Source organism: Mucilaginibacter aquaedulcis (genome assembly GCF_030409325.1).
Classification (GTDB): domain Bacteria; phylum Bacteroidota; class Bacteroidia; order Sphingobacteriales; family Sphingobacteriaceae; genus Mucilaginibacter; species Mucilaginibacter aquaedulcis.
In genome coordinates, this window is the sequence record NZ_JAUFPR010000003.1 from 38,767 (window position 1) to 53,492 (window position 14,726).

The following is a 14,726-nucleotide window of genomic DNA, read 5'->3' on the forward strand; positions in this document are numbered from 1 at the left end:
TGAACATCCAAGAATATGAATGTACAAATAGTTTTAATATAGTGTTAAGAAATCTGAAAAATTCTTTTAAAAAGAATTAAACGGTTTCTAAGTTCATATTTTGCTTGTAGATGGCATGTTTAACAACATGACGACGAGTTACAGATTTTTTTTCGAATGCCTGACGGCTGCGAAGTTCTCTTAATACACCTGTTTTCTCAAATTTCTTTTTGAAGCGTTTCAATGCTTTGTCTAATGATTCGCCTTCTTTAACGTTGATAATGATCATGATTCCTAAATACCTCCTTTCAAGGGAGGGCAAAACTACGCAGAATTATTTGAATATCAAATACAAATTCACAATTTTAGTTATTAAACCTCCCCTATCCTAAAATCATTCATAAAACAAAGGCCACCTTTGCGGGGTGGCCTTTGTTTTATACTATAATATATAGATATATTATTTTTTATCCCAGTACATCCTGGTATCCAAAGCGTCCGGACCCTGACGGCCAATTACTGTTTGGTAATTAGCTTTGTTTTGATCGATCTCTGTTTGAGGATACTGCTGTCTGCGCGGAATGAACTGGTTAGGGCTCAATGATCCCGGAACCGGGTCAAGCAGCTTAGGTAAGCCTGTTCTGCGGTATTCTGCCCATGTTTCCCATCCATCGCTCAGGAAGCCTGCAATCCACTTCTGTAACATGATCTGATCCATGGCAGTACTTGCAGAGAACTTAACCGCATCCTGTGCTATATAAGCAGCGGCATCGGTACCGTTGATGCTGTTTTGAGCCAAAGATGCAGTGATACCTTTATTATAGAAATCGGCAGCTGCATTATCGCCACCAGAGATCCAGCCAAGGTGAGCGGCTTCTGCCTGTGCAAATAATATCTGCGCGTATGAAGTCCATACAGATGGTGAGTTTTGGCTTGAGTAAGCCTCACCAATTTGAGATACCGTACCCGGTTTATCTCTTGTACCAATTTTGTATGATTTTAACGCACCACCGTAAGTTCCGTAAGGTAAGCCTACATAAGTACCATCAACAGTTGGCGCAACATAAGCGGTTAAGCGCGGATCTTTTAATCCTTGCAGTGTGTTAACCATTAAACTGCTCACCGCGTAATCATAACGGTTACGGTAGTTATTGAAGTAAGGGTTTTCATTAGTTTGTGCTGCCAGGTATTTATAAGTTGCATTATCATCGTTAGAGGTCATTAAACCTGCAGCTACGGCTTTTGCAAACTCTGCACGGCCGGTAGTTGGGTCAACTTTAGAAAGCCTTAACGCCATGATAGCATGTAATGAGTTGGCCCAGCGTTTCCATTTACCGCTATCACCATTAAACAAAATATCGGCACCAGCATCCAGGTCGCCTTTGCTGTCAAACTGCTGCTGAGCCTGGTCAAGCTCTTTTATTAAACCCGCATATACATCCTTTTGGGCGTCAAATGCAGGTGAAAAATTTGCAGCACCGCTTAATGCCTGGCTGTAAGGAATATCGCCCCACCTATCGGTTATAGTTAAATACACGAAAGCGGTAAGGATACGTGCTGCAGCTATCTGATTGTTATTTGATCCAAACCTGGTAACAATAGATTGATTTTTTTTAACAGGATCTGTATTTACAGCAATTACGGTTTTTAGGTCGGTTAACGGCCCTGTGTAATATGACTGGTAATCATATTGCTTTAATGAGAATAATGACTCGTTGGTATATTGCGTTTCGGCAATGTATTGAGAATATAACTCACCAGTAAACGAGTTGATGTTTGTTCCAGCGCCGCTACCATTAATACCACCTACTGCCTGGATAGCACTGGTAAGCATAAAACCCGAAACAGCATTAGGCGATTGATTAGGGCTCACATTCACATCTCCCCCCACTTTGCAGGAAGACAGTATGATCATACCAGCCCCTACAATATATTTATTTATATATGATTTTTTCATGATTTTTCTTTTGAACAAATTAGAATGTTAGCTTAATGTTGAATCCTAAGTTTCTGGTATTTGGCAACTGACCGCCTTCATAAAATGAGCTTTGCAGTTGTGATGGGTCTACACCTTTAACCTTTGAATAAATCATCCATGGGTTTTGGGTTGTTATACCAAAATAAGCTGTTTGGAAAGGCAGCCTGCCTAACATTTTTTTAGGGAACGAATAACCAATGCTCACCTCTCTTAATTTTATATAAGTAGCGTCAAAAGTGTATTTCTCCCAAATTTGGCTGTAAACCTGCTCATACAATTGCTGAGTTTCTACATAAGTAGTGTTCGGGGTGCCATCCTGATGCACACCGGCAACTAAAGTACCGCCACCATCGGCAACAGCATTACGTTTAGGATTTCCTTTAGCATTGTTGCCTACTGTTTCCAGGGCTAAACCAGAGCCATTTAAATTTTGTTGGGTTATAGATACAAAACGGCCTCCTTTTTGAAAATCAAGGGAGAAAGCTAAAATGAATCCTTTATAGTTAAATGAGTTGGTAAAACCACCGGTGTAATCAGGCAGCATGCTTCCTAAATTCACAGTGTTGTTTACAATAGGCATACCTGAAGCATCAACTACAATATTACCGCTCTTATCACGTGTAAAACCAGAACCCACAATTTGACCATATGACTGGTTTAGCACACCGTTAACACTGAAGCTTGGTGAACCCACAAAGCCAAAGCTTTTTGCACCGGCTGCCTGGTCTCCACCTGATAAGCCATAACCACCCAGGCCGTCAGGAGCTACCTGCAGGCTGTTTATACCCGGATAAATTGATATAACCTTGTTGCGGTTAAAGGAGATGTTGAAATCAGCATTCCAGGTAAAATCTTTTGATTTTACAGGTGTTCCGCCAAGGCTTAACTCAATACCATGATTTTTAATGGCGCCGGCGTTAACTACAGCGGTTGAATAACCTGAGGTTCCGTTAACAGGTAATGAAAGGATCTGATCTTTAGTATTACGGGTGTAGTAGTTAAAATCAAATTTGATCCTGTCTTTTATAAAATGCAACTCCGTACCTATTTCATAAGCAGTTGAAAGCGAAGGCTTCAAGTTAGGGTTATATAAGGTATTCGGTACGTTTTGCACAGGCGAACCACCATAAGGTGTAGTGCTTGTAGCATAAGTGCTGTAAATTTGATAGATAGGCGCATCTGAACCCGTTTTAGCGGCCGAAACCCTTAATTTACCAAAGGTAAAGATGTCGTTCTTAGGCATCAGTTCTGAAAAAACGAATGAGCCTGATAAACCACCATACCAGTATGAGTTATTGTTTACCGGTAATGTAGATGATTTATCATTACGTACGTTGAAATCAAGATATAAGAAATCCTTATAGCCTAATGAAGTATATCCGTAGTAGCTGTTTACTCTTTTGATACCATTGTAGCTGAATGCAGTTGCAGGGTCAACAGAGTTGCTCAGGGTATACAGGTCTGGTATAGCTAAACCACCGTTAGTGTTACCTTTGGTGTAACGGTACCTATCCTGAAGTGTTTCTGCATATAAACCTGCTTTTACAGACAAATTATTGAATGCGTGGTTGTATGATAAGCTTCCTACATAATCATTCTCTTTGTAGGTGTACTGGCTTTGCAAGTATGAATCCGGGTTTAAGGTTCCTGAACCAACTTGTGAATTATCATCCCTGTTCAAAAGATCCTCACGGGCAATAAATGCCAGGGTCAGATCCTTAGTAAAGCTGTAAGCTGCAGTGATGTTACCAAATACACGGTTGCTGTTTGATTTGCTGGTGTTTACGTAAGCCTCAGTATACGGGTTATCCCAGTAGTGAGGAGTTACATCATCCGGACCGGTAATGTTCCATGAAGTGAATGTACCATCAGCTCTGCGGTAGTTTTTCAACTGATCCATTTCAACATCCCTGTGAAACCATTGGTTGAATGAACCTGCAGTTTGCTTTCCGTAATCTTCCTGAGGAATGTTGTTTGAATTGATCTGAGAGAAGTTGATGTTAGTGCTTACTGTTAACTTCTTGGTTAACTTAAGCTCACCGTTTACACCAATGTTGTTACGTTTCTGATCGCTGTTTGGAGTAATACCGGTACGATCGATATTGGTGTAAGATACCCTCAAATTGTAGTTATCCGCAGCTTTTGAAAACGCCGCATTGGTATTGAAGGTTACACCTGTGTTGTAAAAATCACGAACGTTGTTAGGCTGGGCCACAAACGGTTTCAATTTACCATAACCTGGGTTTGTTGGATCCCAGAAATACCATGGTGCATACAGCGTACCATCCATTTTAGGACCCCAGCTTTCGTCAACACCGTAGTCATAATATTTTACGCCATTGAAATTTGCATTGGTTTCAGGAGATGAGCCTGCTTTGTATGTGTAGGTATTCCAGTCAAGGCTTGTACCGCCGCCGTATTCATTCTGATAATCTGGCAATTGATAAACTTTTTCAAAAGTTGTTGATTGGTTTATAGAAACGCCAACACCTTTATCAACACCTTTTTTAAGCGTGATAACTACCGCGCCTTCAGAAGCACGCTGACCGTAAAGCGCTGTTGCAGCTGGGCCTTTCAAAACGGTTAATGACTCAATATCATCATTATTCACAGCATTAGGATCGGTAATAACACCATTAACCACGTAAATTGGGTTACCGCCTGATAGTGAGTTAACACCACGAATACGAATGGTTGATGTACCGAATTTTGCACCCGAACCACCCAATACCTGTACACCTGCAATTTTACCAGCCAAAGCTGTATTCAGGTCAGATTGTTTGGTTACGGTAAGGTCATCGCCTTTTACCGCCTGGGCAGCATAACCCAATGATTTTTGCTGACGGGAAATACCTAATGCAGTAACAACCACCTCATTTAAGCCATGAGCGGCGGGCTGCATCACCACATTAATTGCGGTTTTACCGGCAATTTGAACTTCCTGTGCATTATAGCCTATGAAGCTGAATACCAATGTGCCATTGGCCGGAATACTTAACGAGTATTTACCATCGGCATTGGTTTGGGTACCAGTAGTTGTACCTTTTAATTTAACGGTTACGCCGGGAAGCGGCAACCCATCCTCTTTCGCAGTTACCGCACCACCTACGGTATGATTTTGCGCATATAGCTGAGAAATAGCCATAAAGAAAGTGCACAAAATAAGTAGTAAACTTTTTTTCATTTAAAAGAACTTAGTTATTAGTTAAGCGGGCAAAACTAAACGCAGAGTTCATTAAAACAAATAAAGTTTTGTAATATTTCTCTGACAAAACTTTTTGTTAACTATTAAGAATTTTTTCTTTTACTTCGCACCCTCAAACCGAATTTTATTCTGTTTGAAGACAGTCTTAGACTTCGGTCAGTTAATAATAAGACAGTTAATTCAGTTAATTATAACGGGGAAAATACGCGAGGTATCTTCCCCGTTTTTTTTGATTTAACCTTTTTAATTATCAATCATTTAAAGGGGTGCAAATATGTGCCAAAATCACCTTTTTGTCAAGTATGATTATATCATATAAATAGTATCTTTTATGATACAAATCAACAAAAAATATTTCCACGGTCAGGATTTTTAAGCATCGTTCAAAAGATTCAAAATTTCATTATTTCCATAAAATTTACATTTTCAAAAAAATAGTCCAAAAAAAGCTGACAATTAAATGACACTTCAAATGAAACATAAAAGGGATGATCTTTTGATCATCCCTTTTATTTAAACTGAATAAATTAAAATATCAGCCTTTCAGCACTTCCCTGCTGATCACTATTTTTTGAATTTCGCTTGTACCTTCTCCTATGGTGCATAATTTGGCATCACGGTAGTATTTTTCAACCGGAAAATCTTTGGTGTAACCGTAGCCGCCAAAGATCTGTACAGCCTCATTGGCAACCTTAACCGCAACTTCTGATGCGTAATATTTAGCCATAGCTGCCTGCTTGGTTACAGGCAAATGTCTTGTTTTCAAATCGGCGGCTTGCATTACCAGTAGCTCTGCAGCTTCAATTTCGGTAGCCATATCGGCCAATTTGAAGGATATTCCCTGAAAATTACTGATGGGCTGCCCAAATTGTTTACGTTCTTTTGAATAGGCTACCGCGGCATCAAAAGCCCCCTTCGCTATCCCTAATGATAACGCGGCGATAGAGATACGCCCACCATCCAATACAGTCATGGCCTGTTTAAAGCCTTCACCCTCTTTACCTAACAGGTTTTCTTTAGGCACATGGCAATCATCAAATATCAACTCTGTAGTTTCTGATGCGCGCATACCCATTTTGTTTTCCTTTTTGCCATGGGTAAAACCGGGTGTGCCTTTTTCAATAACAAGCGCCGAGATACCATGCGAATCGCCTTTAGCTCCGGTGCGCACCATTACCACGGCCACATCGCCTGATTTGCCATGGGTTATAAAATTTTTTGAACCGTTCACCACGTAATGATCCCCATCCAGCACCGCGGTGGTTCTCATCCCCAACGCATCCGACCCGGTGTTTGATTCTGTAAGCCCCCACGCACCCAGCCACTCGGCGGTAGCCAGTTTGGGAAGCCACTTGTGTTTTTGCTCTTCGCTGCCAAAGGCCAGTATATGCCCGGTACATAAAGAGTTATGCGCCGCCAATGATAGGCCAATTGATCCGCACACTCTTGCTATTTCAGAAATTACGGTTACATATTCGGCATAGCCAAAGCCCGAGCCGCCGTACTGTTCAGGTACTACTACGCCCATCATACCCAGCTCGCCCAGTTGCTTAAACAACTCAGCCGGAAAATGCTGAGCCTCATCCCACTCCATTACATACGGTTTAATATTTTTTTCGGCAAAATCCCTGGCCATCTGGCCCACCATTCGCTGGTTATCATTAATAGAAAAATCGAACCCGGCAGGGGTATCAGTCAGTAATGAACTCATATTTTAATAATTGGTTATCACAAAGTAACGGATTAATTATCAGCTTAGTTTCATGCACATTAGCTGCAAAAAGAAGTACAAATTGGTATCCGGTACAAATTATAGGTTTAGTTAATTTAAACCCGATAATCATATCCTTACTTCGCCGAAAATTTATTTTCAATAACCGTGCCTTACCTGACAGTCGCGGTAACCAAATCGGTTGTAATCGCATTATCTGGCCGTTTTTCGATATTTAAAAGCAGGCTGTCAATTTCATGGGTAAGCTTATTAGCGCCCACATTATCAAGGTGGTCGGCATCATAAAAATCAGTTTGGGCAAAAGAATCCTCACGAAGCAGATTATAGTAAAATACGTTGCTGTATTGCTTACTCACACTGTTAAGGATATTTATGGTACTATTCAGTTGCCGGGCATTGAGGTTTTGGATATAGCTTTTGTAAGCCGGCGATGTATACAACAGCACCTTAAGGTGATTTTTTACGGCATATTTAATTATAGCACCTAAAATAGCCGCATTTTCGCCGAAACAACCTTGTTGTATAAGCAGGTGCCGTTGCGCTGCCAGCTTACCTGTGCTTTGCAAATCTTTCCTTTTTTGCAGGGTATACTCGGTGCCCCAACCCAGTTTTGAGCATAACACCGCCGGGTCATGATTAAAATATGCAGATTTAATACGGCTGATATTGAGTAAAAGCTTGTTGCTCAACATCTCGCTGTGATCAGTATAATGGCTGCTATGAATGCCATAATAAATCTGGTAATCCTTAACCCTCCAGCTTTCTACGCTGTTCTCAATTTTGCCATATAACGAAAAATAATCGACAGGTAGCACTATAAATTTCAGGTGATGCCAGTTATGATCATACTTTTGAATGATCTGCCAATCATAATATAACGATTGGCCAACATAGGCGGCATTAAAGCTATTGTATTTCATAAGCCCGGGATTGAGGCCATAATAAGCATGTGACGAACCCAGAATAAGTACCTTAATATCATTGGAGTGATGATCAAGATAGCTGCATTTATATTGATAATCATTAGGGATCTTCCGTAACAGCTCTTCCATTACAATAGCCATTATTACTATTGGCGATATAAACAGCATCACTTTGAGGATAAACTTTTTCATGGCTAAAACTGAAAGTAAATGAATTGCTGCTCGGCCCCGGTATAATACCAGATGCAAAATATCATGGCGTAATAAAATGACCATCGTACAAATTTCGGGAACGCGATATTGGGGCTACCTAAGGCATAAGGATACTCCCGTCCTAACCATTCCATCACTATAAAGAAACATATAAGTACTGTGAGTGGGATATTAAACTTAACCGGGTTGCTCAGAAAAGGATTCGTAAATATTTCTGCAATGTACCTCAGCGCCGTCCTTACACCTGCCGCCCGGAAAAATATCCAGGCAAAAACAGTAAGACCAAACGTTAAAACTATACTGATAAACTCCCGCAAGGTTGGGAATAACCGTCCCTGGGCTACAATTTCAAGGTTAGTCCGGTTTCTGTTAAGTAGTAGCAGCGGTAAAAAATAGATGGCATTGAGGCAGCCCCATATAATATAGGTCCAGTTGGGGCCATGCCAAAAACCGCTTACCAGGAAAATGATAAACGTATTCCTGACCCTGATCCATAAACCTCCCTTGCTGCCCCCAAGAGGTATATACAAGTAATCCTTAAACCAGGACGAAAGCGAAATATGCCACCTGCGCCAAAACTCGGCAATATCCCTTGAAAAATATGGGTAGGCAAAGTTTCTTAACAGCTCAATACCCAGCAGGCGGGCCACACCCAATGCAATATCTGAATAGCCCGAAAAATCACAGTAAATTTGAAAGGCGAATAATACGGCTGCAGCGATATGCTCGCTGCCTGAAAATTGCGCCGAATGATTAAATACCAGGTTCACATAACTGGAGCACTGATCGGCAATAACTATCTTTTTAAACAATCCCCACAAAATTTGCCGCAGCCCATCAATCGCTTTTGTGTAGTCGAAAACACGTTCCTTTTTAATTTGTGGTAAAAGGTGCGTGGCACGTTCAATAGGCCCGGCCACCAGCAATGGAAAAAAACTTACAAATACGGAGTAATCAACAAAGTTCAGTTCGGGTTTTATCCTCTCTTTATAAATATCAATCACGTATGACAGGCCGTGGAAGGTATAAAATGAGATACCTATGGGCAATATCACCTTTATGGTAAAAGGATCAACCCGGAAACCGAGCTGGGAGGCCGCCTGTGCAAAGGATAAAGAGAAAAAGTTATAGTATTTAAAGAAAGTCAAAAAGCCCAGGTTTACCGTTATGCTTATCCAAAGCCATAGTTTTTTATAATTATTATTGCGGGCGCCTGCTATTCTTATACCGGTATAATAATCAAGTAGCGTTGAAAAAATAAGCAGGAACAGGAAACGGTAATCCCAGCAGGCATAAAAGAAATAGCTGGCTGCAAGCAGTAATATATTTTGCGCCTTTAAACTCCTGTTGGTAACAAACCAGTACAATACAAAAACTACGGGCAAAAAAAGTGCGAAATTGATGGAGTTAAACAACATACGGATCAATTAAAAACAACGATGTGGTTTTTAGGCGTGGTAATAATTCCGGTTTAAATTGGGCCTGTTAAATGTAATGCTATGGTAAGCCTTGAAAAATGATGCTCGTCACATTTACAATTATTGCATACTGCTCAGCAAATAAGCCCGCTTTCGCTGTGTATTACTGTAAACAATTTGTTTATGTAGTTTAAATATTATTCTTATATTGTTTACAGGTAGTGAATGAATAAAACGAACGGATGCAATGGATGGATTTTTAAAAGAAGCCAACGCTTTAACCAAAAGTGATGCTTTTAACCTCGAGCTTTTTTTTGATCTTTCTGCCGACCTGTTGTGTATAACCGGGTACGATGGCTATTTTAAAAAGATCAACCCCATTGTTTCAAAAACCTTAGGGTACACGAATGAAGAACTGTATTCGAGCCTGGTTAGTTCGTTCATCCACCCTGATGATAGGAATATTACCGCCCGAAACCGCGAAAACCTGCTAAAGAATGAGCCTCTGCTAAATTTTGAAAACCGCTATGTAACTAAAAGCGGTGAGATAGTTTGGTTATCATGGACCTCCATGCCGGTTGAACAGGAGCAGGTTGTATTTGCCATAGCTAAGAACATCACCCACAAAAAGAAGCTGGAAGAGGATAGAAATACCTTATTGGCCAACTTAACCAAAATCAACCGCGATCTTAAACAGCTCACTTATACTACCTCGCATGATCTGCGCACACCTGTGAGTAACCTGATATCAGTTTTTAATTTGCTGGATGTATCAAAGATCGATGATGGCGAAACGCTTGAATTTATCAACATACTGAAATCGGCTACGGAAAATCTGAAGGAAACCCTAAATAAGTATGTAGACGACCTGATCAGTAAGGATGCCTCAAACGTGGAGATTGAAACGCTTAATCTTCATGGTTGCCTCCGATCCGTAAAGCAATCGTTAAGTTCGCTGGTATCAAATTCAAAAACGATCATCACGGCTGATTTTTCTGAAGTGAAAGAGATTAAGTTTAACAGAAACTATTTAGAAAGCATCCTGCTTAACCTCATCACCAATTCCATAAAATATGTTAAGGTTGGTGATGCGCCGGCCATCACTATTACTTCAAAAAACTTAAACGGCGTAAATCAGCTTATATTCCGCGATGAAGGGATGGGCTTCGATATAGAAAAAGTAAAAGACCGCATCTTCGGCCTTAACCAAAAATTTCACGAACATAGCGACAGTAAGGGTATTGGTCTTTATCTGGTACATAGCCACGTAACCAGTTTGGGCGGCCACATCAGTATTGAAAGCAAAGTGAACGAGGGAACCATATTTGTGATCTCATTCAAGGATTGAATGAATTAATTAGCCAATAATTATCTGACTCATGGCTTTTCTGCCTTGCGCAATCATCCTGATTCCTTGAGCGGCGGTGGCTATGGCACAGCCGGTACCTACAATACCAATAACTGCAAATACGGGGAGTTGCCGGTAAGTTAATAGTATGCCTGTAAAGCAATGATGCAAGTCCACACTCCCATGTAGTGATCAAACTTACGCTTGTATAAACATCCTAATGGGAAAAAGTGAAGGCCCACTATGAGCGCCACAACAGGTACAAAGTAGTTGAAATGATTACTATTGATGAGTGCATTGGCTGATAAAAAGATGGCCAGTCCTTCTAATCCAAAAATGATCATAAACCATTTATCCTTCTTCTTTTCTTCTGCCGATTTTATCTCGGGCAAAACACCCGGTAAGGCTTTGGATACACCTACGAATTTAAAATAGTGGCTTACAAATACTAAAAGTATTGCTAAAAACACAATGCCAATTACCCAATAATCTCTTCCCCTAAGGTTGTACTCTGCCAAACCTATCCACACTGCGGTAAAGATCGTCATCATGAAAAGGCCTCCTGCCATATCATCAAGGGATGCTTTTGAGGTAGTTGTCATTGTTATCTTTTATGCAATTTTTTAATAACTGGCCAATACCACCAACGTATCGCTTATAGGTGCAATCCGCTCACGGCCTTTTAAAAAACCAAGCTCTACTACGAACGAAAAACCGGCTATTTCGCATCCCATTTCTTTGATCAGTTCACTTGCGGCAGTAACTGTACCACCGGTAGCCAGCAAGTCGTCATGGATCAGTACATGTTGCCCTGGTTCAAAAGCATCGGTATGGCACTCAATAACAGCAGTACCATACTCCAACTCGTATGATTTTTGTTTAATAGTATAAGGAAGCTTGCCTGCTTTGCGTATAGGAACAAAAGGTACACCCAATTTGGTAGCGAGCGAAAGGCCGAATAAAAATCCCCGGCTTTCGATACCGGCAATTACATCAATGCGTGTACCTTTTAACTGCTCAACAAAAGCGTTAACAATGTTATCGCACAAAACCGGATCTTTCAGTATGGGAGTAATATCTTTAAAAACAATTCCGGGTTTGGGGAAGTCCGGAATATCGCGAATAGCGTTCTTTATTTGCTGGGTTATCATTTGAAAACTAAATATGGCCCAATTTTACGCAAAATTCCGTCATCAAGTATGGCAATATTCTTCATATCATCAATTGACTCATAATCGCCGTGCTCATTGTGATACTCCAATATGGCGTTCATCTGCTTAAAACTCAAATATGGGTAACGTCTCAACTGGTTAAATGTGACATTATTAACATTTACTTTGCTGATGGTTTTATTATTCACGGCAATGCCATTTTTGATCTCATTGTATTTGGTATCATCAATCCCGAATACCTCTTTAAGCTGTTCTTTGCTGTAAAACCCACCCAGGCGTTCCCGGTACCTGATAATGCGCATGGCAAACGCGGGGCCTATTCCCCTGATACGGGTTAACCTGGCCGAATCGGCACTGTTTATTTCAATGATCTCGCCCGGGGCGGCTTTTTGGTAGCTTGCCGGGAGGTTAATGTAGGGTTCCAACCGGGCGTAATCATCAAGCGAAATGGAGTAGATCTTTTTCACATCGGCTTTGGAATAAAACCTGCCGCCCTTGGCCTCATAGTTTTTGATCACCTTCACCTGGCCTTCACTCAAACCCAGCTTGTACCATTCGGTTTCAGGTAAATTATTGGGATTAAAACTAAACAGTGTGGTATTTGCAGGTCTGTTACCATTGCTTGTATAACTGTTGGCCAGGCTCGCTTTTTTACCCTGGTTTAACAGTGCAACGGCTTTATCAAACTCATTAAAATTTATTATATTATCTTTGCTGCTTATTTGATAAACGTAAGGTGCTGCTAAAACCAATGCAATTAAAATAATAAACACTACTATTCCGTTCCATTCTTTTTTAGTTAGTGACAGGTAGGTTTTTATACGGGCCTTCATTACAGGTTTATCAATTGTTAAAATAAAGAAATTTTCAGGATATTTATAAGTTAATTAAAACACGCCCTTTATAAAAAATGAAAGTAATAACCACCGAAGAGTTTGCCAAAGCCACCAAACTGGATAAGTTGAAAATGCCGGGCCTGGCCGCTTTATTGATGGAGCTAATGAAAATTAACCAGGTTAATGACCTTTTTGCACAAGCGCAACCCAAACAGGGTATTGAGTTTATTGATGCTATTTTAGAAGGTTGCGGTATTGATATTGAATTTGATGAGCGCGAGCTAAGGAACATACCCAAAACAGGCGCCTTTGTGGCCATTGCCAACCACCCATATGGTGGTATTGAGGGCATGGTACTTTTAAAGATGCTGCTGATGGCAAGGCCCGATGCCAAGCTGATGGCCAACTTCCTGCTAAAAAAGATCCCTAACCTGAGCGACTTTTTTATTGCGGTTAACCCTTTTGAAAACGTAGAGCATTCATCAAGCATCAGCGGTTTAAAAAACACGCTTGAGCTTTTAAATAATGGTACACCAATAGGCATTTTCCCTGCCGGTGAGGTTTCAACCTTTAAGGTTGAGCAAAAACAAGTAACCGATCGCCTATGGCACCCCGTAGTTGGTAAAATAATAGCCAAGGCAAAAGTACCGGTTGTTCCTATCTACTTCCATGGTAATAATGGCTTGCTGTTTAACCTGCTGAGCCTTATACACCCGGCCCTGCGTACAGCCAAACTCCCGTCTGAACTGTTTAACAAGCATGGCCATACCATTAAACTGCGTATTGGCAAGGCTATAAATGTTGAGGATATCCCTGATCATAACAACAGCGCCAAGCTGCTTAACTTTTTACGTGCCCGTACCTATGCACTGGGTACCGGATTGGAGGAAGAAAAGAAATTATTTAGCCCGAGGAATTTATTTAAGATAAAGCGCCTGCCCGAAGCTGTAGCCACTGAAATGGACAAGGCCGTATTGGAAAAAGAAATAGAGCCGCTTCGTGAAAACTATAAGGTGTGGACAGAGAAGAATTACGAAGTCTTCATCGTTCCTACCTCGGTTATTCCGAATGTGATTAGGGAGATCGGTCGCCTGCGCGAGGTAACTTTCCGGGAAGTTGGCGAAGGTACCAACAAAAGTATCGACCTTGATGAGTACGATATTTACTACAACCACTTGTTCATTTGGGATTTTGAAGCTAAAATGATCGTAGGCGCCTACCGCATTGGTTTGGGCGATGAGATATTTTACAGCGTAGGCAAAAAAGGTTTCTATATCACCGAGCTGTTTAAACTCAAAACACAGTTTACACCTGTACTGCGCAAAAGTTTAGAGCTTGGCCGTTCATGGATCCGTAAAGAATACCAAACCAAACCGCTTCCACTATTTTTACTGTGGAAAGGTATTTTAAAATTCCTGATAGATAATCCACGTTACCGTTACCTGATTGGCCCCGTAAGTATCAGCAATTCGTTCTCTAAATTCTCTAAATCGCTTATTGTTGATTACATCAATCGTAACCACTTTGATCATGAGATGGCGCAGTACGTTAAGCCACGCAAAAAATTCAAGGTTGATTTTGCCAAGATAGATACCGACCTGCTGATGGCCGGCGAAGATTCATTTAAAGGGCTCGACAACCTGATATCGGAAGTGGAAACCCGCAACATGAAAGTGCCAGTATTGCTGCGCCAATACATTGCCCTTAACGCCAAGATCATCAGCTTTAACATCGACCCTAAATTTGCTGATTGTTTGGATGGTTTCCTGGTGCTTGACCTGGAAAAAGTGCCGCAGGATATACTGGAAAAACTGGGCAAAAATTTATAACAGTACAAAAAACAATATAAAAAGCCTGCAAATCAAAAATTTGCAGGCTTTTTGGTATCATATATACAGGTAACAAAAGGAAGTACCGTTCCG

The 14,726-nt window shown here is 40.8% G+C and carries 11 protein-coding genes; 2 read left to right on the forward strand and 9 right to left on the reverse strand.

Annotated elements, in window-relative coordinates; translation table 11 throughout:
• Positions 1 to 76 precede the first annotated feature (76 nt).
• The 6 genes from rpsU to QWZ01_RS15420 form a co-directional block, all read right to left on the reverse strand.
• Positions 77 to 268, reverse strand: a complete 192-nt coding sequence (rpsU, locus tag QWZ01_RS15395) for a 30S ribosomal protein S21 (protein WP_183568293.1) — start codon at positions 266 to 268, stop codon at positions 77 to 79.
• Between the two features lie 171 nt (positions 269 to 439).
• Entirely contained in the window at positions 440 to 1,936 is a 1,497-nt protein-coding gene (locus tag QWZ01_RS15400; RefSeq protein ID WP_290324720.1) for a SusD/RagB family nutrient-binding outer membrane lipoprotein, read from the reverse strand.
• 19 nt (positions 1,937 to 1,955) lie between these two features.
• Positions 1,956 to 5,141 carry a SusC/RagA family TonB-linked outer membrane protein gene (locus tag QWZ01_RS15405; RefSeq protein ID WP_290324721.1) on the reverse strand — a complete coding sequence of 1,062 codons (3,186 nt, stop codon included), beginning with the start codon at positions 5,139 to 5,141 and terminating at the stop codon, positions 1,956 to 1,958.
• A 556-nt stretch (positions 5,142 to 5,697) separates the two neighbouring features.
• A complete protein-coding gene (locus QWZ01_RS15410) occupies positions 5,698 to 6,873 on the reverse strand; it encodes an acyl-CoA dehydrogenase (protein ID WP_290324723.1) in 1,176 nt (391 codons plus the stop codon).
• Positions 6,874 to 7,046: 173 nt separating this feature from the next.
• Complete coding sequence (locus QWZ01_RS15415; RefSeq protein ID WP_290324725.1) at positions 7,047 to 8,009, reverse strand: hypothetical protein; 963 nt, start codon at positions 8,007 to 8,009, stop codon at positions 7,047 to 7,049.
• 2 nt (positions 8,010 to 8,011) lie between these two features.
• Entirely contained in the window at positions 8,012 to 9,448 is a 1,437-nt protein-coding gene (locus tag QWZ01_RS15420; RefSeq protein ID WP_290324726.1) for an MBOAT family O-acyltransferase, read from the reverse strand.
• Between the two features lie 247 nt (positions 9,449 to 9,695).
• Between QWZ01_RS15420 and QWZ01_RS15425 the strand changes: the two genes are divergently transcribed.
• The gene (locus QWZ01_RS15425; RefSeq protein ID WP_290324728.1) at positions 9,696 to 10,796 is read left to right on the forward strand and encodes a PAS domain-containing sensor histidine kinase; all 1,101 of its coding nucleotides are present in this window, start codon (positions 9,696 to 9,698) and stop codon (positions 10,794 to 10,796) included.
• Between the two features lie 140 nt (positions 10,797 to 10,936).
• On the opposite strand, the gene QWZ01_RS15430 is transcribed toward QWZ01_RS15425, so the two are convergent.
• The 3 genes from QWZ01_RS15430 to QWZ01_RS15440 are packed head-to-tail and all read right to left on the reverse strand — an operon-like array spanning position 10,937 to position 12,801.
• The gene (locus QWZ01_RS15430; RefSeq protein WP_290324730.1) at positions 10,937 to 11,398 is read right to left on the reverse strand and encodes a hypothetical protein; all 462 of its coding nucleotides are present in this window, start codon (positions 11,396 to 11,398) and stop codon (positions 10,937 to 10,939) included.
• A 21-nt stretch (positions 11,399 to 11,419) separates the two neighbouring features.
• Positions 11,420 to 11,947, reverse strand: a complete 528-nt coding sequence (locus QWZ01_RS15435; RefSeq protein ID WP_290324731.1) for an adenine phosphoribosyltransferase — start codon at positions 11,945 to 11,947, stop codon at positions 11,420 to 11,422.
• Positions 11,944 to 12,801 (reverse strand): ComEA family DNA-binding protein, encoded by an 858-nt coding sequence (locus QWZ01_RS15440; protein ID WP_290324732.1) that lies wholly within the window; start codon positions 12,799 to 12,801, stop codon positions 11,944 to 11,946. The genes QWZ01_RS15435 and QWZ01_RS15440 overlap by 4 nt, the downstream gene beginning before the upstream one ends.
• Positions 12,802 to 12,878: 77 nt before the next feature.
• Here QWZ01_RS15440 and QWZ01_RS15445 point away from each other — a divergent pair, with 77 nt between their 5' ends.
• Positions 12,879 to 14,633 carry a bifunctional lysophospholipid acyltransferase family protein/GNAT family N-acetyltransferase gene (locus QWZ01_RS15445; RefSeq protein WP_290324733.1) on the forward strand — a complete coding sequence of 585 codons (1,755 nt, stop codon included), beginning with the start codon at positions 12,879 to 12,881 and terminating at the stop codon, positions 14,631 to 14,633.
• The last annotated feature ends 93 nt before the right edge of the window (positions 14,634 to 14,726 follow it).

What these genes read in the sequence shown, in the direction of transcription:
- rpsU (WP_183568293.1), bottom strand. Translation starts at nt 268, where the DNA reads ATGATCATTATCAACGTTAAAGAAGGCGAATCATTAGACAAAGCATTG.
- QWZ01_RS15400 (WP_290324720.1), bottom strand. Translation starts at nt 1,936, where the DNA reads ATGAAAAAATCATATATAAATAAATATATTGTAGGGGCTGGTATGATC.
- QWZ01_RS15405 (WP_290324721.1), bottom strand. Translation starts at nt 5,141, where the DNA reads ATGAAAAAAAGTTTACTACTTATTTTGTGCACTTTCTTTATGGCTATT.
- QWZ01_RS15410 (WP_290324723.1), bottom strand. Translation starts at nt 6,873, where the DNA reads ATGAGTTCATTACTGACTGATACCCCTGCCGGGTTCGATTTTTCTATT.
- QWZ01_RS15415 (WP_290324725.1), bottom strand. Translation starts at nt 8,009, where the DNA reads ATGAAAAAGTTTATCCTCAAAGTGATGCTGTTTATATCGCCAATAGTA.
- QWZ01_RS15420 (WP_290324726.1), bottom strand. Translation starts at nt 9,448, where the DNA reads ATGTTGTTTAACTCCATCAATTTCGCACTTTTTTTGCCCGTAGTTTTT.
- QWZ01_RS15425 (WP_290324728.1), top strand. Translation starts at nt 9,696, where the DNA reads ATGGATGGATTTTTAAAAGAAGCCAACGCTTTAACCAAAAGTGATGCT.
- QWZ01_RS15430 (WP_290324730.1), bottom strand. Translation starts at nt 11,398, where the DNA reads ATGACAACTACCTCAAAAGCATCCCTTGATGATATGGCAGGAGGCCTT.
- QWZ01_RS15435 (WP_290324731.1), bottom strand. Translation starts at nt 11,947, where the DNA reads ATGATAACCCAGCAAATAAAGAACGCTATTCGCGATATTCCGGACTTC.
- QWZ01_RS15440 (WP_290324732.1), bottom strand. Translation starts at nt 12,801, where the DNA reads ATGAAGGCCCGTATAAAAACCTACCTGTCACTAACTAAAAAAGAATGG.
- QWZ01_RS15445 (WP_290324733.1), top strand. Translation starts at nt 12,879, where the DNA reads ATGAAAGTAATAACCACCGAAGAGTTTGCCAAAGCCACCAAACTGGAT.